The sequence below is a fragment of the Lysobacter sp. DMC97 genome (assembly GCF_056313745.1).
Map to the genome: position 1 here is coordinate 41954 of NZ_JBQUZR010000006.1, position 21292 is coordinate 63245.

At 71.8% G+C, this 21292-nt stretch carries 9 protein-coding genes; 4 read left to right on the forward strand and 5 right to left on the reverse strand.

Going from position 1 to position 21292, the window contains the following annotated elements; all coding sequences use genetic code 11:
- Positions 1 to 42: 42 nt before the first annotated feature.
- Positions 43 to 855, forward strand: coding sequence for an alpha/beta fold hydrolase (locus ACT53Q_RS13865; protein WP_476187239.1), 813 nt, complete (start codon positions 43 to 45; stop codon positions 853 to 855).
- The gene (locus tag ACT53Q_RS13870) at positions 855 to 13496 is read left to right on the forward strand and encodes an amino acid adenylation domain-containing protein (RefSeq protein WP_476187240.1); all 12642 of its coding nucleotides are present in this window, start codon (positions 855 to 857) and stop codon (positions 13494 to 13496) included. Before ACT53Q_RS13865 ends, ACT53Q_RS13870 begins: the two co-directional genes overlap by 1 nt.
- Before the next feature lie 83 nt (positions 13497 to 13579).
- Here the strand turns inward: ACT53Q_RS13870 and ACT53Q_RS13875 are convergent, their stop codons facing one another.
- On the reverse strand, positions 13580 to 14392 hold the full coding sequence (locus ACT53Q_RS13875; protein ID WP_476187241.1) for a TIGR04325 family methyltransferase: 813 nt from the start codon (positions 14390 to 14392) through the stop codon (positions 13580 to 13582).
- Between the two features lie 30 nt (positions 14393 to 14422).
- Here ACT53Q_RS13875 and ACT53Q_RS13880 point away from each other — a divergent pair, with 30 nt between their 5' ends.
- Entirely contained in the window at positions 14423 to 15334 is a 912-nt protein-coding gene (locus ACT53Q_RS13880) for a cupin-like domain-containing protein (protein WP_476187242.1), read from the forward strand.
- A gap of 28 nt (positions 15335 to 15362) precedes the next feature.
- Here the strand turns inward: ACT53Q_RS13880 and ACT53Q_RS13885 are convergent, their stop codons facing one another.
- The 3 genes from ACT53Q_RS13885 to ACT53Q_RS13895 all read right to left on the reverse strand — a co-directional run bounded on the left by ACT53Q_RS13885 (position 15363) and on the right by ACT53Q_RS13895 (position 19000).
- Positions 15363 to 16880: a lipopolysaccharide biosynthesis protein gene (locus ACT53Q_RS13885; RefSeq protein WP_476187243.1), complete on the reverse strand. Its 1518-nt coding sequence runs from the start codon at positions 16878 to 16880 to the stop codon at positions 15363 to 15365.
- A gap of 112 nt (positions 16881 to 16992) precedes the next feature.
- On the reverse strand, positions 16993 to 18219 hold the full coding sequence (locus ACT53Q_RS13890; RefSeq protein ID WP_476187244.1) for a DUF418 domain-containing protein: 1227 nt from the start codon (positions 18217 to 18219) through the stop codon (positions 16993 to 16995).
- A gap of 4 nt (positions 18220 to 18223) precedes the next feature.
- Entirely contained in the window at positions 18224 to 19000 is a 777-nt protein-coding gene (locus tag ACT53Q_RS13895) for an SDR family oxidoreductase (RefSeq protein WP_476187245.1), read from the reverse strand.
- Positions 19001 to 19061: 61 nt separating this feature from the next.
- On the opposite strand from ACT53Q_RS13895, the gene ACT53Q_RS13900 reads away from it, so the two are divergent.
- The gene (locus ACT53Q_RS13900) at positions 19062 to 19316 is read left to right on the forward strand and encodes a hypothetical protein (protein ID WP_476187246.1); all 255 of its coding nucleotides are present in this window, start codon (positions 19062 to 19064) and stop codon (positions 19314 to 19316) included.
- Positions 19317 to 19387: 71 nt separating this feature from the next.
- Here ACT53Q_RS13900 and sppA read toward each other — a convergent pair whose 3' ends face one another.
- Positions 19388 to 21283 carry a signal peptide peptidase SppA gene (sppA, locus tag ACT53Q_RS13905; protein ID WP_476187247.1) on the reverse strand — a complete coding sequence of 632 codons (1896 nt, stop codon included), beginning with the start codon at positions 21281 to 21283 and terminating at the stop codon, positions 19388 to 19390.
- Positions 21284 to 21292: the final 9 nt, after the last annotated feature.

Here is a 21292-nt window from a genome sequence, read left to right on the forward strand (position 1 = left end):
ATTCTGACGTTGAAAACGGAAGCGACCATACACGCGGGGGGGATGGTGCTGTCAATTCGGCTGGTCGACGCGGGGGGCGACGCGGATGCGCGCGCCCGCCGCCTGCTCGCGTCCGTGCATCACACGCCGCGGCTGCGTCCGCGCGGCGTCGCCGTGCTGTTGTGCAATCCTTTCGGCGAAGAGGCGGTGCGCGCGCATCGCGCCTACCGCGTGCTGGCGCGCCGGCTCGACGACGCCGGCTACCCGACGCTGCGCTTCGACTACGCCGGCACCGGTGATTCCTCGGGCGAAGTCGGCGAGTTCGGCCTCGACCACTGGCTGGAGGACATCGCCGCCGCCGCCGCTGCGCTGCGCGAGGCCACCGGCCAGTCGCGCATCGCCGTGATCGGCCTGCGCCTGGGCGGCACGCTCGCGGCGCTGGCCGCGCAGCGCGGCCTGTTCCGCCCCGCGCACCTGCTGCTGTGGGACCCGGTGGTCGACGGCGAGGCCTACCTGCGCGATCTCGAACGCGCCCATCGCGACTACCTCCGCGAGGAACTCGGCGACGCCGCGCCGGCCGACGCCGGCGGCCCGCTGGCCGAAGTGCTGGGCACGCCGATCGACGCCGCCCTGCGCGCCGCGCTGTCCGCCATCGACCTCGCCGCCGCCCCGCCCGCGGCGGCCATGACCACCGTGCTGCGTACCCTCGCCGGCACCGACGACGATCGCCTGCGCGAAGCCTGGGGCACGCGCGCGCACCGGATCGAACTCGACGCCAGCACCGCCTGGAATTCCGACGCCGCGCTCAACGCCGCGGTCGTCCCGATGCGCGAGATCCTCGCGCTGATCGCCCGCCTCGAGGCCTGCCACCCGTGATGTCCGACGTTTCCTCTTCGCACGCCGATGCCGGCGCGCGCGCCTCGTATCGCCCCGATGCCACCGTCCACGGTCTGTTCCGCGAGGTCGCGCGGCGGCATCCGGCGCGGCCGGCGCTGGTCTGGCCGGGCGGTGCCTGCACGTACGCCGAACTCGATCGGCGTTCCGACGCGCTCGCCGCGCGGCTGCACGCGCTCGGCGTCGCGCACGAGGCGCGCGTGGCGCTGTGCCTGCCGCGCTCGCCGGAGGCAGTGGTCGCGGCACTGGCGGTGCTGAAGGCGGGCGCGGCCTACCTGCCGATCGATCCCGAGTATCCCGAAGCCCGCCTGCGCGGCCTGATCGCCGACGCCGAGGCGCGCGTGCTCGTCACCGACGCCGCGCATGCCGCCGCGCTCGACGGCCTGGCGCCGCACACGCTCGTGCTGCCGGCGTGGGATGCGCCGGTCGACACCGTCGCGCCGCCGGACGACATCGCCGGCGCGCACAGCCTCGCCTACGTGATGTTCACCTCCGGCTCGACCGGCACGCCGAAGGGCGTGCAGATCGAGCATCGCTCGATCGTGCGCCTCGTCGGCGACGTCGACTACATCCGCCTTGATGCCGACACCTGCATGCTGCATGCGGCGCCGCTGGGCTTCGACGCGTCGACGCTGGAGCTGTGGGGCCCGCTGCTCAACGGTGGCCGCTGCGCGATCCTGTCCGCGCCGGTGCCGGATGCGCGCGCGCTGGCCGAGGTCATCGGCCCGCTGGGCGTGACCACCGCGTGGCTGACCGCGGCGCTGTTCAACGCCGTTGTCGACGAAGACCCGCAGGCGCTGTCCGGCCTGCGCCAGCTGTTCACTGGCGGCGAAGCGTTGTCGCCGCCGCACGTGCGCCGCGCGTACGCCGCGCTGCCGGACATCGCGCTGCACAACGGTTACGGCCCGACCGAGTGCACGACGTTCGCGACGACGTTCGCGATTCCGCGCGACCTGCCGGCGGACACCACGGCCATTCCGATCGGCCGCGCAATCCCGGACACCGTGCTGCGCATCCGCGACGCCAGCGGTGCCGACGTGCCCGACGGCGGGGAAGGCGAACTCTTCCTCGGCGGCCGCGGCCTGGCGCGCGGTTATCTCGGTCGCGCCGATCTCGATGCCGAACGTTTCGTCGTCGATGCCGCGTCGGGCGAACGCCTGTACCGCACCGGCGACCGCGTGCGCCGCGATGCCGACGGCGTGCTGCACTTCGTCGGCCGCGTCGACCACCAGGTGAAGATCCGCGGCCATCGCATCGAACCGGCCGAGATCGAAGCCGCGCTCGCGCGCCTCCCCGGCATGCGCGCCGGCGCGGTCATTGCGCGCGAAGGCGCCGGCGGCAAGCGGCTGGTGGCGTATGTCGTCGCCGACGACTGGGACGCCGCCGCCGCGCGCGCCGCACTCGCGCGCACGCTGCCGGAGGTCATGATCCCGTCGGCGTTCGTCGCGCTGCCGGCGCTGCCGATCACCGCCAACGGCAAGCTCGATCGCGCCGCGCTGCCCGCGCCGGGCCGCGAACGCCCGCCGCTGGCGCGTCCGTACCGCGCGCCGCGCGATGCCGCCGAAACCGCGGTCTGCGCTGCGTTCGCCGACGTGCTGGAGCTGGATCGCGTCGGCGTCGACGATGCGTTCTTCGAACTCGGCGGCGATTCGCTGTCCGCGCTGCGTGTGCTGCGCCTGCTGCGCGAACGCGGCGTCGGCGACCTGCGCCCGGTGCAGCTGTTCGGCGCGCCGACGCCGGCCGCGCTGGCGCGCCGCCTCGCCGGCGAGGAAGCGCTGTCGCCGCCGCGTGTCGCGTCGCGTCCGCGAGGTGATGCCCACGAAGCCATCGCCATCGTCGGCATGGCCGGGCGTTTCCCCGGCGCGGACGACGTCGAAGCGTTCTGGCGCAATCTCTGCGACGGCCGCGAGTCGATCCGCTTCTTTCGTCCCGACGAACTCGATCCCTCGATTCCCGCCGCGCTGCGCGACGATCCGGGCTACGTGCCGGCGCGCGGCGTGCTCGACCACGTCGAATGCTTCGACGCCGGCTTCTTCGGCATCGCGCCGCTGGAAGCGCAGCTGATGGACCCGCAGCACCGGCATTTCCTCGAGACCGCGTGGCACGCGCTCGAACACGCCGGCTACGTGCCCGAGACCGCGCCCGGCCGCGTCGGCGTGTTCGGCGGCATGTACAACGCGACGTACTACCAGCGCCACGTGCTCGCGCATCCCGAGCTGATCGCGCGGCTCGGCGAAATGCCGACGATGCTGGCGAACGAGAAGGACTACCTCACCAGCCGCGCCGCGCACCGGCTGGGCCTCGACGGCCCGGCGGTGAGCGTGCACACCGCGTGCTCGACCTCGCTGGTCGCGACGATCATGGCGATGGACAGCCTGCGCGCGGGCCACTGCGACCTCGCGCTCGCCGGCGGCGTGGCCGTCACCTGCCCGCCGAACAGCGGCCTGCTGCACCAGGACGGCGCGATGGTCTCGCGCGACGGCCACACCCGCACGTTCGACGCCGACGCCACCGGCACGGTGTTCTCCGACGGCGTGGCGATCCTCGCGCTGCGCCGCCTCTCCGATGCGATCGCCGACGGCGACACCGTGTACGCGGTGCTGCTCGGCGGCGCGGTCAACAACGACGGCGCCGATCGCGCCAGCTTCACCGCGCCCAATCCCGCCGGCCAGGCCGCGGTGATCGCGATGGCGCAGGACGCCGCGGGCGTCGACGCGCGCAGCATCGGCTACCTCGAAGCGCACGGCACCGCGACGCCGATCGGCGATCCGATCGAGATCGACGGCCTGACCCGCGCGTTCCGTCGCCATACCGCCGACACCGGGTTCTGCGCGATCGGTTCGGTGAAGAGCAACGTCGGTCATCTCGTCACCGCCGCCGGTGCCGCCGGGCTCATCAAGACCGCGCTGGCGCTGCATCGCGAGACGCTGCCGCCGACGATCGGCTATGCACGCCCGAATCCGCAGATCGATTTCGACGCGACGCCGTTCGTGCCGCAGGCGACGCTGGCCGCGTGGCCGCGCGGCGAAGCGCCGCGTCGCGCGGGCGTCAGCGCCTTCGGATTCGGCGGCACCAACGCGCACGTGATCGTCGAGGAAGCGCCGGCCGCGTCGTTCGTCGCATCGTCGCCGTCGACGCGCACGCACCAGCTGCTGACGCTGTCGGCGCGCACGCCGGAAGCACTGGACATCGCCTGCGCACGGCTCGCCGACGCGTTCGACGCCGACGCGTCGCTGCCCCTGGCCGATGTCGCGCACACGCTGCGCGTCGCGCGCCGGGCGTTCCCGCATCGGCGCGCGATCGTCGCCGCCGATGCTGGCGAGGCGGTCCGCGCGCTGCGCACCGTGACGCCGTCCGTTCACGCGATCGACGCACCGGAAGCCGTGTTCCTCTGCACCGGGCAGGGTGCGCAGTACGCCGGCATGGGCCGCGGCCTGTACGCGAGCGAGCCGGTGTTCCGCGCCGCCTACGACGCCTGCTGCGATCTGCTCGCGGCCGAGTTCGAGGCCGATCCGCGCACGCTGTTCCTCGATGCCGAGGGGGACGCGCTGACGCCGACGCACCTCGCGCAACCCGCATTGTTCGCGCTGGAATACGCGCTGGCCGCGCTGTGGATGCATCGCGGCGTGCGGCCGCGCGCGCTGGTCGGGCACAGCGTCGGCGAATTCGTCTGCGCGGTGCTCGCCGGCGTGATGTCGCTGGCCGATGCCGTGGCGCTGGTCGCGCTGCGCGGCCGGGCGATGCAGGCGCAGCCGGCCGGCGGCATGCTGTCGGTGCGGCTGTCGGCGACGGCGGTGGCGCCATACCTCGGCAGCACCGCGGTCGAACTCGCGGCCGAGAACGCACCGAGCCTGTGCGTCATCGCCGGTCCGCATGCGGACCTCGACGCGATCGAGGCGAAGCTCGCCGCCGACGGCGTCGTCGCGAAGCGGCTTGTCACCTCGCACGCCTTCCACACCGCGATGATGGCGCCGGCCGTCGACGTACTGCGCGAACGCCTGCGCGACATCGCGCTGTCGCCGCCGCGCCTCCCGATCGTGTCGACCGTCACCGGTGCGCCGCTGACCGACGCGCAGGCCTGCGATCCCGACTACTGGGCGACGCAACTGCGCCTGCCGGTGCGGTTCGCGCCCGCGGTCGCGCAGGCGCTGGCCGATCCTTTCTGTATCGCGATCGAACTCGGTCCGCGTGCCACGCTCGCGACGCTGGCGCGGCAGTGCGTGCCGAAGCGTGCGGGCGTCACCGCGATCGCCAGTATCGGCGACGCGCCCGAGAGCGAGGACGCCGCGTTCGCCGCGGCGCTGGGCCAGTGGTGGTGCGCCAGCGGTACGCCCGACTGGCGCGCACACGTCGCGCACGAGACGCGCCGCCGCATCGCGCTGCCCGGCTATCCGTTCGCGCGCGAGCGGCACTGGGTCGAGGCCGCACCGGCCGCGCTGCCGGTCGTTTCGGCATCGGTCGAAACGGTTGCCCCTGCCGTCGAAGCCGTCACCGTCGCGACGCCGTCCGCCGCCAGCGACACGCTGCCGCGACTGCTGACGATGATCGAGGACGTCTCGGGTGTCGAACTCGGCACCGACGACCTGCGCACGCCGTGGCTGGACCTTGGCCTCGATTCGCTCGCGCTCACCCAGCTGTCGCTGCAGCTGCAGCGCGGCTTCGGCGCGAAGATCCCGTTCCGCCAGATCATGGAGCGCTACGCCACCGCCGAGACGCTGGCCGCACGACTCGACGAGCTGAACACGGCGACATCGACGGATTCGCCGGAGCCCGCCGCGACGGTGCCCGCGAACACCGCGCCGACCACGGGCGAAGACGACACCGCCGCCGCACCCGTGCGCTACGACGTGAAACAGGCGTTCGGTGCGATCGCGCGCATCCACACCCGCGCCGATGCGCTGACGCCGCAGCAGCGCGCCCGCCTCGACGGCCTGATCGCGCGCTACACCGCGCGCACCGCGCGCTCGAAGGCGTACACCACCGAACACCGGTCGCACATGGCCGATCCGCGCGTGGTCAACGGCTTCCGGCCGCTGACCAAGGAGCTGACCTACCAGCTGGTGATCGAGCGTTCGCGCGGTTCGCGGCTGTGGGACATCGACGGCAACGAATACGTTGACGTGCTCAACGGCTTCGGCATGAACCTGTTCGGCTGGCAGCCGGACTTCCTGCGCGAAACGCTGCACGAACGTATCGACCTCGGCTACGAGATCGGCCCGCAGCACGTGCTGGCCGGCGAGACCGCGAAACTCTTCGCCGAGGTCACCGGCGCCGAGCGCGTCGCCTTCTGCAACACCGGCTCCGAGGCGGTGATGGGCTGCATGCGCATCGCCCGCACCGTCACCGGCCGCAGCACGATCGCGATCTTCACCGGCGCGTACCACGGCATCTTCGACGAAGTGATCGTGCGCGGCACGAAGAAGCTGCGCAGCGTGCCGGCGGCGCCGGGCATCATGCCGTCGACCGCGCAGAACGTGCTGGTGCTCGACTACGGCACCGAGGAATCACTGCGCATCCTGCGCGAACGCGCGCACGAACTGGCCGCGATCCTGGTCGAACCGGTGCAGAGCCGGCGCCCGGATTTCCGTCCGGTCGAGTTCCTGCGCGACCTGCGCACGCTCTGCGACGACAGCGGCGCGCTGCTGGTCTTCGACGAAGTCGTCACCGGCTTCCGTGCGCATCCGGCCGGCGTGCAGGGCCTGTTCGGCATCCAGGCCGACCTCGCGTCCTACGGCAAGGTGGTTGGCGGCGGTTTCTCGATCGGCGTCATCGCGGGCAAACGCCCGTACATGGACGCGCTTGACGGCGGCCCCTGGCAGTACGGCGACGATTCGGTGCCGACGGTCGGTGTGACCTATTTCGCCGGCACGTTCGTGCGCCATCCGCTGGCGCTGGCGGCGACGAAGGCGACGCTCGCGCACCTGCAGGCGCAGGGCCCGGCATTGCAGGCGGCGCTGACCGCGCGCACGTCGAGCATGGTCGAACGCGTCAACGCGGCGATGGCCGAACTCGGCGCGCCGTTCAAGCTCGTCACCTTCGCCTCGTGGTGGCGCAATGTCTTCACCGAGGACCTTCCTTACAACGACCTGATCTACACGATGCTGCGCGACCGCGGCATCCACATCCTCGACAACTTCCCCTGCTTCCTCACCACGTCGCACTCGGACGCGGACATCGACCGCATCGTCGAGGCCTACCGTGCGGCGGCGGCGGAAATGATCGCCAGCGGCTTCTTCCCCGAGCGCCGCGCCGCGCTGTCGGCCGACGATGGCGTGCGCCTGGTGCCGACCACCGAAGCGCAGCGCGAAGTGTGGCTGGCCGACCGTCTCGGCACCGAGGCGTCGCTGGCGTACAACGAATCCGTGTCGCTGCACCTGCGCGGCGCGCTCGACATCGACGCGCTGCGAGAGGCCGTGCGCGCATTGCCGCGGCATCACGATGCGCTGCGCGCGACGTTCTCCGAGGATGGCCTCACCCTGCGCGTGCCGGCCGAGGCGCCGGTGCTCGACGTGCCGCTGCGCGATGCATCCACCGACGCCGATCCGCAGGCCGTGTTGGCGGCGATCGCCGCGCGCCACGTGTCCGAACCGTTCGACGTCGCCGCCGGCCCGCTGTTGCGCGCGGAAATCGTGAAGCTCGCGCCCGAACACCACGTGCTGGTGCTGAGCGGCCACCACATCGTGCTCGACGGCTGGTCGTTCTGGGTGCTGGTGAAGGACCTGGCGGCGACCTGCCGCGGCGATGCGCCGACGACATTCCCGTCGTTCGCCGACTACGCCGCCGCGCAAGCGCAGCCCGATGCCGACGAACGCAGCGCGCGCGAGTCGGATCTCGGGTGGTGGGCGCACTTGTTCGCCGACGGCGGCCCGGTGCTGGAGCTGCCGACCGATCGCCCGCGTCCGCCGGTGCGCACGCAGCGCGCGGGGCGCGAGGATCACGTGCTGCCGGCCGACCTGCTCGCGCGCGTGCGCAAGCTGGGTGCGACGCATGGCGCCAGCCTGTTCGCGACGCTGATCGCCGGCTTCGGCACACTGCTGCACCGCCTCACCGGTCAGGACGACATTGTCGTCGGCGTGCCCGCGGCCGGACAGGCCGCCGCCGGCCTCGAAGGCCTCGTCGGCCACTGCGTGCACATGCTGCCGCTGCGCCTGTTCCCGCAGGCGGAGCAGCCGTTCGCGGCGCTGGTCGACGCCTGCCGCGTCACCGTGCTCGATGCCTACGACCACCAGAGCATCACCTTCGGCCGTCTGCTGCAGGCGCTGCCGATGCAGCGCGACCGCAGCCGCCTGCCGCTGATGCCGGTGGTGTTCAACATCGACCAGGCGCTGAGTGGCGAGCATCACGCGATCCCGGGCGTCGATCTCGACCTGCAGAGCAACGCGCGGGTGTTCGAGACGTTCGAACTGTTCGTCAACGCCGTTGATCTCGGCGCAGACGGCATGCGCGTGGAATGCCAGTACAACGCCGACCTGTTCGACGCGCGCACCGTCGCGCGCTGGCTGGCCTGCTTCGAGACGCTGCTGGACGCCGCGACCGCCGATGCCGGCGTCGCGCTGGGCGCGCTGCCGATCCTCGGCGACGCCGACCGTGCGCAGCTGTCGCAGTGGAACGCGACCGAGGCACCGCTGCCGTCCGACCCGTCGCTGTCGCACTACCTCGACACCGCGCTGTCGACGCACGCCGACCGCATCGCGCTGCGCTTCGGCGACGCGACACTGACGTATGCCGACCTGTCCTCGCAGGCACAGCGCATCGCGAACGCGCTGCGTGACCGCGGCGTCGGCGCAGGCGATGTCGTCGGCCTGTACCTCCATCGCACGCCGGCGATGCTGGCCGCGGTGCTCGGCGTGCTGCGTGCCGGTGCCGCGTACCTGCCGATGGACCCGTACTTCCCGGCCGATCGCCTGCGCTTCATGCTCGACGACGCCGGTGCGAAGCTCGTGCTGAGCGATGGTCAGGACGACGGCTTGCAGCTCTCACCCGATCGCGTGCTGCCGCTCGATGTCGCGCTCGCTGCGTCGGATGCGTCGTTCGCACCGATCCCCTGCGACCGCGACGCGCTGGCCTACCTGATCTACACCTCCGGCTCGACCGGCACGCCCAAGGGCGTACGCGTGCCGCAGCGGACGGTGGTCGCGTTCCTGGAAGCGATGCAGCGGGCGCCGGGCCTGTCTGCGGATGCGCGCCTCGCCGCGGTGACGACGCTGTCGTTCGACATCGCCGTGCTGGAACTGCTGCTGCCGCTGACCGTCGGTGCGCGCATCGTGCTGGTGCCGCGCGAGACCGGCGGTGACGGCGTCGCGCTGCGCGATCTGCTCGAACGCGAGGCCGTCGACACGATGCAGGCGACGCCGGTGACGTGGCGCTTGCTGCTCGAAGCCGGCTGGCGCGGTGGCCCGCAGTGGACGGCGCTGTGCGGCGGCGAAGCGCTGCCGGTCGAACTGGCCGAAGCGCTGCTGCCGCGCGTCGGTGCACTGTGGAACCTGTACGGCCCGACCGAGACGACGGTGTGGTCGACGTGCACGCAGGTGCTGCCGGGGCAGGGCGACATCCTGATCGGCAAGCCGATCGCGAACACGCGGGTGCATGTCGTCGATGCCGCGGGCAAGCCGGTGCCGATCGGCGTGGCGGGCGAACTCGTGATCGCCGGCGCCGGCGTGACGCTCGGCTACCACGCGCGACCGGAACTGACGGCGGAGAAGTTCATCGCCGATCCGGATCATCCGGGCGCGACGATGTACCGCACCGGCGACCTGGGTCGCTGGCGTGCGGACGGCATGCTGCAGCACCTCGGTCGACTCGACCATCAGGTGAAGCTGCGCGGCTACCGCATCGAGACGGGCGAGATCGAAGCGGTGCTGGCGCGTCACGCCGATGTCGCGCAAGCCGTGGTCGTCCTCGCGGAGCGTGCGGGCGACGCGGTGCTGGCGGCGTACATCAGGCCGCGCGACGGCGCGACGCTGGATGTCGAAGCGTTGCGCGCGCACCTGCGTGGCGCGGTGCCGGAGTACATGGTGCCGGGCGCATGGGTCGCGATCGATGCGGTGCCGATGACGCCGAACGGCAAGGTCGACCGGCGGGCGCTGCCGGCCATCGTGAAAGACATCGCAGACGCTGGAGATGTCGGCGACACCGACGAGGGCATCACGCTCGATGTGCCGTACGCGGTCGAGGTCGCGGCCGCGTTCCGCGAGGCGCTCGGTCTGCCGCAGGTGTCGGCGAAGGCCGATTTCTTCCGCCTCGGCGGGCATTCGCTGTCGGCCGCGCAGCTCGCGGTGCGGCTGGGTCGCACGCTCGGCCGCGCCGTGCCGCTGCGCGCGGTGTTCGACCATCCGACCGTCGCCGGGCTCGCCACGTACCTGCACGGCGAGGACGTCACCGCGCCGCAGACCGTGCCGCCACTCGCGGCCGGCGTGCGTGCGCCGCTGTCGCTGATGCAGCAGCGTCTCTGGTATCTCGAACAACTGCATCCGGGCCGCACCGTCTACAACGTGCCGTCCGCGCATCGCCTGCGCGGCGTGCTCGATCGCGATGCGCTGCAGTCCGCGTTCGCGGCGATGGTCGCGCGTCAGGCGTCGTTGCGCACGCGCCTGCCGGTCGCCGACGGCGAGCCGTGGCAGGAGGTGCTGGACACCGTAGACGCCACGATCTTGATCGACGATCTGACGCACCTGCCCGCCGACGCCCGCGAAGCCGAGGCATTCCGCCGCATCGAGGACGAGATCGCGCAGCCGTTCGATCTTGCGCGCGGGCCGCTGTTCCGCGTGCGACTGTATGCGCTGGCGCCGGACGACCACGTGCTGTTCTTCATGGCGCATCACGCAATCTGGGACGGCTGGTCGTTCGACCTGTTCTACGAAGAGATGGCGGCGCTGTACGCCGATGCGCGTCGCGGTCGCGCGCCGTTGCTGGTGTCGCTGCCGGTGCAGTACGTCGATTTTGCGGCGTGGCATCGCGCGTGGATGGACGGGCCTGAACTCGCGCGCCAGCTTGCGCACTGGCAGGCCAAGCTCGCGGGTGCGCCCGAAGCGCTGGCGCTGCCGACCGACCTGCCGCGCCCCGCGACCCAGACCGGCGCCGGCGACACCGCGTGGCTGCGCGTGCCCGACATCACGGCGTCGGCGCTGCGTACGCTCGCGCAGCGCGAGGGCACGACGCTGTTCACCGTGCTGCTGTCGGCGTGGGCGATGCTGTTGCATCAGGCGACCGGACAGCGCGATCTGCTGATCGGCACGCCGGTGCGCGGACGCAACCTGCCCGAACTCGAGCCGGTGATGGGCTTCTTCGTCAACGCGCTGCCGCTGCGCTTGAAGCTGGACCCGGTCGACGGTTTCCGCACGCTGCTGCAGGCCGCGCGCGCCGAGATGATCGACGCCTTCGGCTGCCAGGACGTGCCGTTCGAGCACCTCGTGCGCATGCTCGACACGCAGCGCGACACCAGCCGCTTCCCGATCTACCAGGCGTTCTTCTCGTACCAGGATGCGCGTGGCCGGCCGGATCGCTGGGACGATCTCGCGCACGCCAACGTGCCGGTGTTCCAGGCCGCGGCGGCGCAGGATGTGGCGCTGTGGTTCCTCGACGGCGCGGACGGTCTGGTCGGCGGCTTGAACTACAACACCGACATCCTGCTGCCGCAGAGCGCCGACCGCTTCCGCGACCGCTACCTCGCGCTGCTCGATGCGCTGGCCGCGGGCGGCGATCGCGCGGCGCTGCAGGACCTGCTGGCGATGCCGGCGGCGGAAGTCGCGCAGCTGTCGCAGTGGAACGCGACGGATTCGCCGCTGCCGTCTGATTCGTCGCTGTCGCATTACCTCGACGCGGCCTTGTCGATGCACGCCGACCGCGTGGCCGTGCGTTTCGGCGATGCGACGCTGACGTACGCTGCGCTGTCGTCGCAGGCGCAACGCATCGCGAACGCGCTGCGCGATCGCGGCGTCGGCGCGGGCGATGTCGTCGGCTTGTACCTCCAGCGCACGCCGGCGATGCTGGCGGCGGTGCTCGGCGTACTGCGTTCCGGTGCGGCCTATCTGCCGATGGACCCGTACTTCCCCGCCGATCGCCTGCGTTTCATGCTCGACGACGCTGGTGCGAAGCTCGTGCTGAGCGATGGTCAGGACGATGGTCTGCAGTTGTCGCCCGATCGCGTGCTGTCGCTCGATGTCGCGCTGGCGGCGTCGGATGCGCCGTTCGTGCCGATGGCGTGTGACCGCGACGCGCTGGCCTACCTGATCTACACCTCCGGCTCGACCGGCACGCCGAAGGGCGTGCGCGTGCCGCAGCGGACGGTGGTCGCGTTCCTGGAAGCGATGCAGCGCGCGCCGGGCCTGTCTGCGGATGCGCGTCTCGCTGCGGTGACGACGCTGTCGTTCGATATCGCGGTGCTGGAACTGCTGCTGCCGCTGACCGTCGGCGCGCGCATCGTGCTGGTGCCGCGCGAGACCGGCGGCGACGGCGTGGCATTGCGCGATCTGCTCGAACGCGAGGCCGTCGACACGATGCAGGCGACGCCGGTGACGTGGCGATTGCTGCTCGAAGCCGGCTGGCGTGGCGGTCCGCAGTGGACGGCGCTGTGCGGCGGCGAAGCGCTGCCGGTCGAACTCGCGGAAGCGCTGCTGCCGCGCGTCGGCGCGCTGTGGAATCTCTACGGCCCGACCGAGACGACGGTGTGGTCGACGTGCACGCAGGTGCTGCCAGGGCAGGGCGACATCCTGATCGGCAAGCCGATCGCGAACACGCGCGTGCATGTCGTCGACGCAACCGGCAAACCGGTGCCGATCGGCGTGGCCGGTGAACTCGTCATCGCCGGTGCCGGCGTGACGCTCGGCTATCACGCGCGACCGGAGCTGACGGCGGAGAAGTTCATCGCCGATCCCGATCATCCGGGCGCGACGATGTACCGCACCGGCGACCTCGGCCGCTGGCGCGCGGACGGCATGCTGCAGCACCTCGGTCGGCTCGACCATCAGGTGAAGCTGCGCGGCTATCGTATCGAGACGGGCGAGATCGAGGCGGTGCTGGCGCGTCATCCCGATGTCGCGCAGGCGGTGGTGGTACTGGCCGAACGTGCGGGCGATGCGGTGCTGGCGGCGTACATCAAGCCGCGGGACGGTGCGACGCTCGATGTCGAAGCGTTGCGCGCCCATCTGCGCGGTGCGGTGCCGGAGTACATGGTGCCGGGCGCATGGGTGTCGATCGACGCGGTGCCGATGACGCCGAACGGCAAGGTCGATCGGCGCGCGCTGCCGGCGATCGCGCATGCGGCAGCGCCGGCCGGCGGTGCGCGTGCGCCGTCGACCGACGCGGAGCGGATGCTTGCCGAACTCTGGCGCGAACTGCTGGGCCTCGACCGCATCGGCGTCGACGACCACTTCCTCGATCTCGGCGGCCACTCGCTGTTGATCATGCGCGCGGTGGCGCTGCTGCAGTCGCGGCACGGCATCGTCGTCGGCCCGCGCGCGTTCGTGTTCCAGACGCTGGGCCAGATCGCGGCGGAGTGCGAGCCGCAGCTGGCGACGGCATCGGCTTCTGGCGAATCGGGCGATGCTGCCGCGCCGGTGGACGCGCCACCGCGTCGCGGCGTGCTCGGGCGCCTGTTCGCGCGGCTGGGCGGGAAGGGCGGTTGATGCCCGCTTCTGGTAGAGCGGCCCGGTACTCAACAGCCGAATGGCTGGTCAGGCCGCTCTACCGGAAGCCGAGACTGCTGCGCTCAACCGTCGTCGCGGACGAAGTAGTAGCCGCTGTAGGCCTCGACGTCGCGGCCGCGGGTGTGCGGGATGCGGCAGGAGACTTCGTGGTTGAGCCAGTCGTCGACCACGCGATACCCCAGCGCGGTCACGCCGGCGACGAACGCGTCGCGGTTCTCGATGCGGTACGGGTGGAAGGCGCGGCCGGTGGACTGCACGGTCACGAAGGTCTCGCCGTCGTACAGCGGCAGCTTGTTGACGAACAGGTGTCGCGGCGCGGAGCCCATGCGCGCCAGCAGGTCAGCGATCGACATGTCCACGTATTGCAGCGAACCGGCGACGAGCAGGATGTCGGCGCCGTGGCCGTCGGCGGGATCGCTGGTGAACGACAGGCCTTCGGCGCCGCGCGTGCGGGCCAGCGCCTCGCCCTCGCGCACGATCGCCGGCGTGTCGCAGACCGTCCAGCGCAGGCCGGGCGGGAAGCGCAGGTGTTCGCGCCAGCCGTACCAGCTCACCCCGACGTGGCCGCCGAAATCGAAGACGCGCGTTGTCTGCTGCACGAGGTCGCGCATCCAGAACAGCACGGCGTAATCGCTCTCGCAGGGCTTGTGCATGCGGTCGCGGTACATGCCGCCCATGGCGTCGTTGTCGTAGCCGACCGGCCTGCCGCGGGGGATCGCGGCTTCGGCCTCGGCGAAATCGCGGTAGACGCCGCGGAAACGCCCGCGCGGCATCTTCGCGAAGCTGCGCGCGTAGTCCGCGGCGAGCACGTGGCCCAGGAGGGGCAGGCGCCAGGCGTTGCGGCCGGCGCGTTCGGCGAAATCGATCAGTCCCATCCGAAAAGCGTACCAGAACGGTTTTCCGCCATGACCATCGCCCAGGCTCCCGTCTCGCTCGATGCCGACGCCTTCGATCCCTGGCGCATCGGCGAAGTCCGGCATGGGCTCGGCGATCACCCGCTGCTGCGCATCGACGCGCTGATCGCGCTCGCGCAGCGGCTGGAAGCGCGCCGGCTGGTGCGCACCCACAGCGACGCGGCGACCGCCGGCAGCAGTTTCGCCGATGCGCCGCGACAGCATCCCAACCGGCGCGGCGCGGCGGAGACCCTGTCCGACGTCGCCAACGCGCACGCCTGGATGTCGCTGCTGAACGTGCAGTCCGATCCGCTCTATCGCGGGCTGGTCGACGAGGTGCTGGACGCGCTGCGGCCGACGATCGAACGCCGCGATCCGGGCCTGTGCTATCGCGGCGGCTGGATCTTCGTCAGTTCGCCGGGCGCGGTCACGCCGTTCCACATCGACCACGAGCACAACGTCATCCTCCAGATCGCCGGACGCAAGCGGCTGTACGTCTGGGACCCGTTCGATCGCGAGGTGGTGTCCGAGCAGGCGCAGGAGCGCTTCCACGACGCGCATTCGCGCGAGGGCGTGGTCTGGGACGAGCGTTTCCGCGCGCGGGCGCGGATCTTCGAGCTCGAACCCGGGCAGGGCGGCTACATGCCGTCGACCGCGCCGCACATGGTCGAGAACGGCGATGCGCCGTCGATCACCGTCAGCTTCACCTACTACACCGATGCGACGCGCCGGCGCGAGCTGCTGTATCGCGGCAACGCGAAACTGCGGCGGCTGGGGCTGGCACCGAGTCCGGTCGGCGCCTCCGCGTTCCGTGATGGCGCGAAGGCCGCGCTGCTGAGCGTCGGCACCGGCGTCCGCAGCGGCCTGCGACGCGCGCTGGGCCGCAGCGTCCGCGACAGCGGGCTCGCCTACGCGCCTGCCTGAAGCGGGATCGCGGCGTCGGCCACGACGGTCATGCCGCGCCTCGGCGTGCGCGCCAGCGGGCGGCCATCGCGCGGAGATGGCCGGCGTCCTCGGCGTCGAGGCCGCGCAGCCACCACACGCAGGGCGGATAGAGGATCGCGAACGCCGCGGTGCCGGCCACCAGGCCCCACAGCGGCGACAGGTGCCGCGCGAACGACAGGCAGACCAGCGCCGGCACCGCCGCGGCGATCCCGATGCGCAGCAGGCGCGCCCACGGCAGCGTCGTCGCCGACACCCGCAGCGCCAGCTGCACGGTAGCGATCGTCGCCAGCAGCGACAGTCCGAGCGTGGCGGCCACCGCGCCGTCGAGCCCGCCGAACCACGTGCCGGCGAACGCGCCGAGCGCGCGCAGTGCGGTGAACAGCAGGGTCAGGCGCATCAGCGCGGTCTGGCGGTCGGCGCTGAGCAGGTACGCGGTGGCGCCCTGGCCGAGCACCGCGGCGGTGCGTGCGATGAGCAATGCGACCAGCACCGGCGCGGCCGCGGCGTAGGCGCTGCCATAGAGCAGGCCGATGGCGTGGTCGGCGAACACGCTGCCGGCGGCGATCAGCGGTGCGCCCAGCACCCACAGCCACGTCGTCATCGCGATGAAGCGGCGGCCGGCCTCGCCGCCGCCGCTGCCGTGCGCCTTCGCCATCATCGGCAGCAGCTGCGCGCTGAGTACGCCCGGCACCAGCAGCGCGATGCCGGAGGCCAGCGCGTTCGCGACCTTGAACAGGCCGGCGTGCGCCGAATCGCTCAGCAGGTTGAGCGCGAGCAGTTCGATCTCGCTGGCGCCGATCGCGCCGAGCACGGTGGTTACGCCGGCCACGCGCAGATGGTGGCGGATGCGCGCTTCGAGTTCGGGCGGCAATGCGCCGTCGCCGATGTCGCCCGTGCTGCCATCACCTTCGGGGAAACGCATCGCGCGGCGGTGCGACACGACGAAGAACACCAGGCTCGACAGCGCGTAGGCGACGACGAACGCGGGCAGCGTCGCCGACAGCGTGCGCCCGGACCACAGCGCGACGATCATCGCGAGGTTGACGCCGGCGCCGATGGTGGCGATCAGCGCGGTCGAGCGGAAATCCTGCCGGCCCTTGAGCACGGCGATGTTGAACATGTACGGCGCGCGCAGCGCCACCGTGCCCAGCAGCAGCGCGAACACCCAGCCCGGCACGCCCGGGCCCAACCGGTCGCGGAACAGCACGAACACCAGCGCCAGCACCGCGGCCACGATCGCGAGCATCGCGCGCTGCATGCCGCGCAGGCGACGCACCAGCCGCGCGGTGTCGGCGTCGCGACCGGCGCCGCGCAGTTCGGCGATGAACTTGATCGCCCCCAGCGTGATCCCGGCGTTGGCGATCACCACCGCGTTGGCGACCAGCCAGATCAGCAGGCTGTACACGCCCATGTCGCCGGGCAGCAGCGCGCGCGCGGTGAGGATCGACGCGACCAGGCCGAAGAGATATTCGATGTAGACCGCGAGCGAACCGTAGGCGGTGTCGGACAGCGCGCGCCGGCTCATGGCGCGTTCGCCCGGCCCGCGACGCTTCCGCGCGCGGCGTTCGCCGTGCCCCGCTTCGCCGTCATCGTCGTGCCTGCCCCGTCATGCGCCCCGCGGCATGATAACGGAGCGGTCAGCCTTCTCCGGCCGGGTCGGGCGTCGCCGCGCGCCGCAGCGGCAGGCGATGGCCCGCCGCGAGCGAGCGCCACAGCCATTCGACCGGGCCGAGGCGGAAGCGCGCCAGCCACCAGCGGCTGAAGATGGCCTGCGCGCCGAAGATCCCGAGCCACACGACGAGCCGCAGCGGCAGGCCGCCCTGCGGGCCGAGATCGAAGCCGACACCATAGAACAGCGCGACGCCGATCAGGCTCTGCATCAGGTAGAGCGTGAGCGCCATCCGCCCCATCGGCGCCAGCCACGCGAGGCGTCGCGCCCATGCCGGCTGCAGGAACAGCAGCGCGAAGCCGGCGCCGTAGCCCAGCCCCTGCGCCAGCGGCGAGATGCGGCGCAGCGTGCGCAGCGCGAATTCGGTGACGCGACTGCTTTCCAGCAGCGTCTTGGTCAGCCCCGCGGCTTCGATGACTTCCAGCGCGATGCCCGTGCCCAGCCCCAGCGTGATCCCGATCCAGCAGGTGCGGCGCAGCAGCGCGCGATGCGCTTCGGGCTGCTGCAGGATGCCGCGGCGACCGATCCAGTCGCCGATCATCAGCCGCGCCAGCACGAACGGGAACACGCCCCACAGCGCCATCCAGTTCCAGTAGGTGTAGGCGACGTTGCCGCGCAGCGCGGTCGTCACATCCGGCGAGGCGAACGCGGCGAGCGCGCGGGCGTGCGCCACCGCGTCGTCGGGCAGGTCCGCGGGCAGCAGGCGATTCACCAGCGGCGTCAGCAGCGGCCAGAACAGCGCGAGCGCGAAACCGGCGGCGAGCAGCAGGCGATCGGGCAACCGCCGCAGCGCGAGCAGCATCAGCCCGGCGATCGCGTAGAACGTGAGGATGTCGCCCCACCACAGCAGGTGCGCATGCAGCAGGCCGATCGCCAGCAGCACCAGCAGCCGGCGGCGCAGCGCGCCATGGCCCGCGTCCTGCGCCGACGCGCGTCCGGCCTGCAGCGCGGTGCCGACGCCGAACAGCAGCGAGAACAGCGTGATCGCCTTGTCCTGCGCCAGTAGCTGGATCGCCATGTGCAGCCAGGCGTCGACGCGCGCGGTCGGCAGCGCAGCGCGCGCGCCGTCGTCGAGGAAGTAGTACAGCGAGAAGCCGCCGAGGTTCACCAGCAGCACGCCGGCCAGCGCCGCGCCGCGCAGGGCGTCGATCAGCGCCAGCCGCGGTGCGGCGGCGGTGCGGACGTCGTCGCTCACGCGCTCAGAAGCCGTAGCGCAGGAAGCCACCATCGACCGCGATGCATTCGCCGGTGACGTAGCTCGACGCCGGCAGGCACAGGAAGGCGACCGCGGCGGCGACTTCCTCGGGTTCGCCGATGCGGCCCAGCGGCGTGCGCAGCAGCACTTCGTCGAGGTAGTCGGGATCGGCGAGTTTGCCGGAGGTGCGGCGCGTGCGGATGTACCACGGCGCGACGCTGTTCACGCGGACGCCGTCCTCGGCCCATTCGACCGCGAGGTTGCGGGTCATCTGGTGCAGCGCGGCCTTGCTCATGCCGTAGGGTGCGCCGCTGCGCACGTGGGTGATACCGGAGACGCTGCCGACGTTCACGATGCACGACGCCGCGTGCTTCGTAAGCAGCGGATAGGCACTGCGCGACAGCTCGAACGCGCTGAACAGGTTGGTCTCGAAGATCGCGCGCCACTCGTCCTCGCCGTAGTCGTTCGCCGGTTTGGTGACGTTGCCGCCGGCGTTGTTGACCAGGATGTTGAGCCCGTCGCCGAGGTCGTCGACCCAGTCCAGCAGTTCGCGGCGCTGCTCGTCGTCGCTCACGTCGGCGGCGAACGACCGCACTTCGCCGTCGGGGAATTCCTCCTCCAGCTCGGTGCGCACCGCGTCGAGGCCGCCGGGGTCGCGCGCGGCGATCAGCACGCGCGCACCGAAGCCCAGCAGTTCGCGGGCGATGGCGCGGCCGATGCCGGCGCTGCCGCCGGTGACCAGGGCGAGTTGACCGTCGAGACGCCAGCGATCGGAGGGCATGGTGGGCGGCGGTGGCGGGGGACCGGCGTAGGATAAGCCGCATCCCCCCGGGAGCACGATCATGCGCCGCCTGACCTTCGCCGCCCTTGCCGTCCCGTGCCTGCTCTGCGCCCTCGCCGGCTGCTCGAAGCCCGAAATGCCGTCGCACGATGTCCCGCCCGACCCGCAGGCCGCCGCGCCCGCGGCCGCTACGCAGCCCGGCGCGCTGCGCGAGGCGATCCAGCAGCCGATCGACCAGGCCAAGAACGTGCGCGCCCAGACCGAACAGGACGGCCAGGACCAGCGCAAGGCCATCGACGACGCCACCGGCGGCTGAGGCCATCCCCCCGAAACGACGACGCCCGGCAGGAGCCGGGCGTCGCGTGGTGCCTGCCGTCGCGGCTCCGGTCAGAAGCCGCAGAAGCAGTAGGCGAGGGTGCGGATGTGCGGGCCCTTGCCGTTGTCTTCCACTGCGCGCTGGAACAGTTCCAGGTCGCGCGCCGCCTGAGGTGCGGCCTTGGCGACCAGTTCGCGGGCGACGTCGGAGTGGCCGAGCAGCGCGCGGCCGCTGCGGCTGGCGGCGAAACCGCCGAACCAGCGCTCGAACGGCGTCAGCTGGTGTTCGATGTAGCGCACGCGGTAGGTGCCGGGTTTGTCGCCGAGCTTGGCGCGCTTGGCGGCGTCGGCCAGCGCGTCCTGCAGGCCGCCGAAGGCGTCGACCAGACCGCGCTCCTTCGCCTGCGCGCCGGTCCACACGCGACCGCGGGCGACGGCATCGACGTCGGCGACCGGCTTCTTGCGCGCTTCGGACACGCGACCGGTGAAGTCGCGGTAGCCCTTCTCGATCACGGTCTGCATCACCTGCGCGACCTGCGGCGACAGCGGGCGGGTGATGTCGAACGCGCCGGCGATCGACGTGGTGGCCACGCCGTCGGTGTGCACGCCGACCTTCTCCAGCGTGTGGGTGATGTTCGGGACGATGCCGAAGATGCCGATCGAACCGGTGACGGTCGACGGATCGGCGTAGATGCGATCGGCGTTCATGCTGATCCAGTAGCCGCCGGACGCGGCCAGGTCGCCCATCGACACGACCACCGGCTTGCCGGCCTTCTTCAGCGCCACGACTTCGCGGCGGATCTGCTCGGAGGCGAACACTTCGCCGCCGGGCGAATCCACGCGCAGGACCACGGCCTTGGTGCTCTCGTCGTCGCGCGCCTCGCGCAGCAGGGCCGCGGTCGATTCGCCGCCGACGCTGCCCGGCGGCTGTTCGCCGCCCTGGATCTCGCCCTCGGCGACGACCACCGCGACGTGGCCCTTGTCGCCGAAGTCGGGCAGGGCGCCGTTGAGGTTGGCGAGGTAGGCACCGAAGTCCACCTGGCGGAAGCCGCCGTCGGCGCTGTCGTCGGCGACGCCGCGCTTGACCAGCAGGTCATCGACTTCTTCCTGCGTCTTCAGGCCGTCCACCCACTTCTTGCCGAGCGCGTACTTGGCGAGGTCGCCCTGCGCGGCGGCGATGTCGGCGGGCAGGGTTTCTACGCCGGCGCCCAGCGCCGCGGCGTCGAGCTTGCGCGCCTTGGCGACGTCGCCGAGGTAGCGCTGCCACACGTCGTTCATCCAGAACAGGTCGGCTTCCTTCGCCGCCGGCGACGCGGCGTCGAGCACGTAGGGCTCGGCGGCCGACTTGTATTCGCCGACCTTGAACAGGTGCACGTCAACGCCGAGCTTGTCCTGCAGACCTTCGCGGTAGTACTGGCGATAGCGGCTCAGGCCTTCCAGCATGATCCCGCCCATCGGGTCGAGGTAGATCTCGTTGGCCTGCGCGGCCAGCAGGTACTGCGCCTGGTCGAAGCTTTCGCCGAAGGCGACGATCTGCTTGCCCGAGGCGCGCAGGTCGGCCAGCGCCTTCGCCACTTCGCGGATCGAGGCGTAGCCGCTGAACTGCATGCGGTCCACGCGCAGCAGCACGCGCTCGATGCGGCGGTCGCTCTTGGCGGCTTCCAGCACGTGCAGCAGGTCGCGCAGCTGCACTTCGCTGCCGCGCTTGTCGCCCAGCGCCTGCGCCAGCGCGCGGCTGGTCGGGTCGGCGCTGTACTGCTCGACGAGGCTGCCTTCCGGCGCGATCACCAGCGTGCTGCGGTCCTCGACCGGCATCACCCGCGGGCGGCTGGCGCCGAGCGCGGCGATGATCACGAAGATCAGGCCGAAGAACGCCACGTTGAGGATCAGGCGGCGGGTGAAGTTCATCGCATCCCACAGCCCGATCAGCAGGCCGAGGATGGGGCCGCGGGGTCGCGGTTCGTTCATGGGGGGCAT

Coding starts and splice junctions, on each gene's coding strand:
- ACT53Q_RS13865 (WP_476187239.1), top strand. CDS start 43: ATGGTGCTGTCAATTCGGCTGGTCGACGCGGGGGGCGACGCGGATGCG.
- sppA (WP_476187247.1), bottom strand. CDS start 21,283: ATGAACGAACCGCGACCCCGCGGCCCCATCCTCGGCCTGCTGATCGGG.
- ACT53Q_RS13875 (WP_476187241.1), bottom strand. CDS start 14,392: ATGGGACTGATCGATTTCGCCGAACGCGCCGGCCGCAACGCCTGGCGC.
- ACT53Q_RS13870 (WP_476187240.1), top strand. CDS start 855: ATGTCCGACGTTTCCTCTTCGCACGCCGATGCCGGCGCGCGCGCCTCG.
- ACT53Q_RS13880 (WP_476187242.1), top strand. CDS start 14,423: ATGACCATCGCCCAGGCTCCCGTCTCGCTCGATGCCGACGCCTTCGAT.
- ACT53Q_RS13900 (WP_476187246.1), top strand. CDS start 19,062: ATGCGCCGCCTGACCTTCGCCGCCCTTGCCGTCCCGTGCCTGCTCTGC.
- ACT53Q_RS13885 (WP_476187243.1), bottom strand. CDS start 16,880: ATGAGCCGGCGCGCGCTGTCCGACACCGCCTACGGTTCGCTCGCGGTC.
- ACT53Q_RS13895 (WP_476187245.1), bottom strand. CDS start 19,000: ATGCCCTCCGATCGCTGGCGTCTCGACGGTCAACTCGCCCTGGTCACC.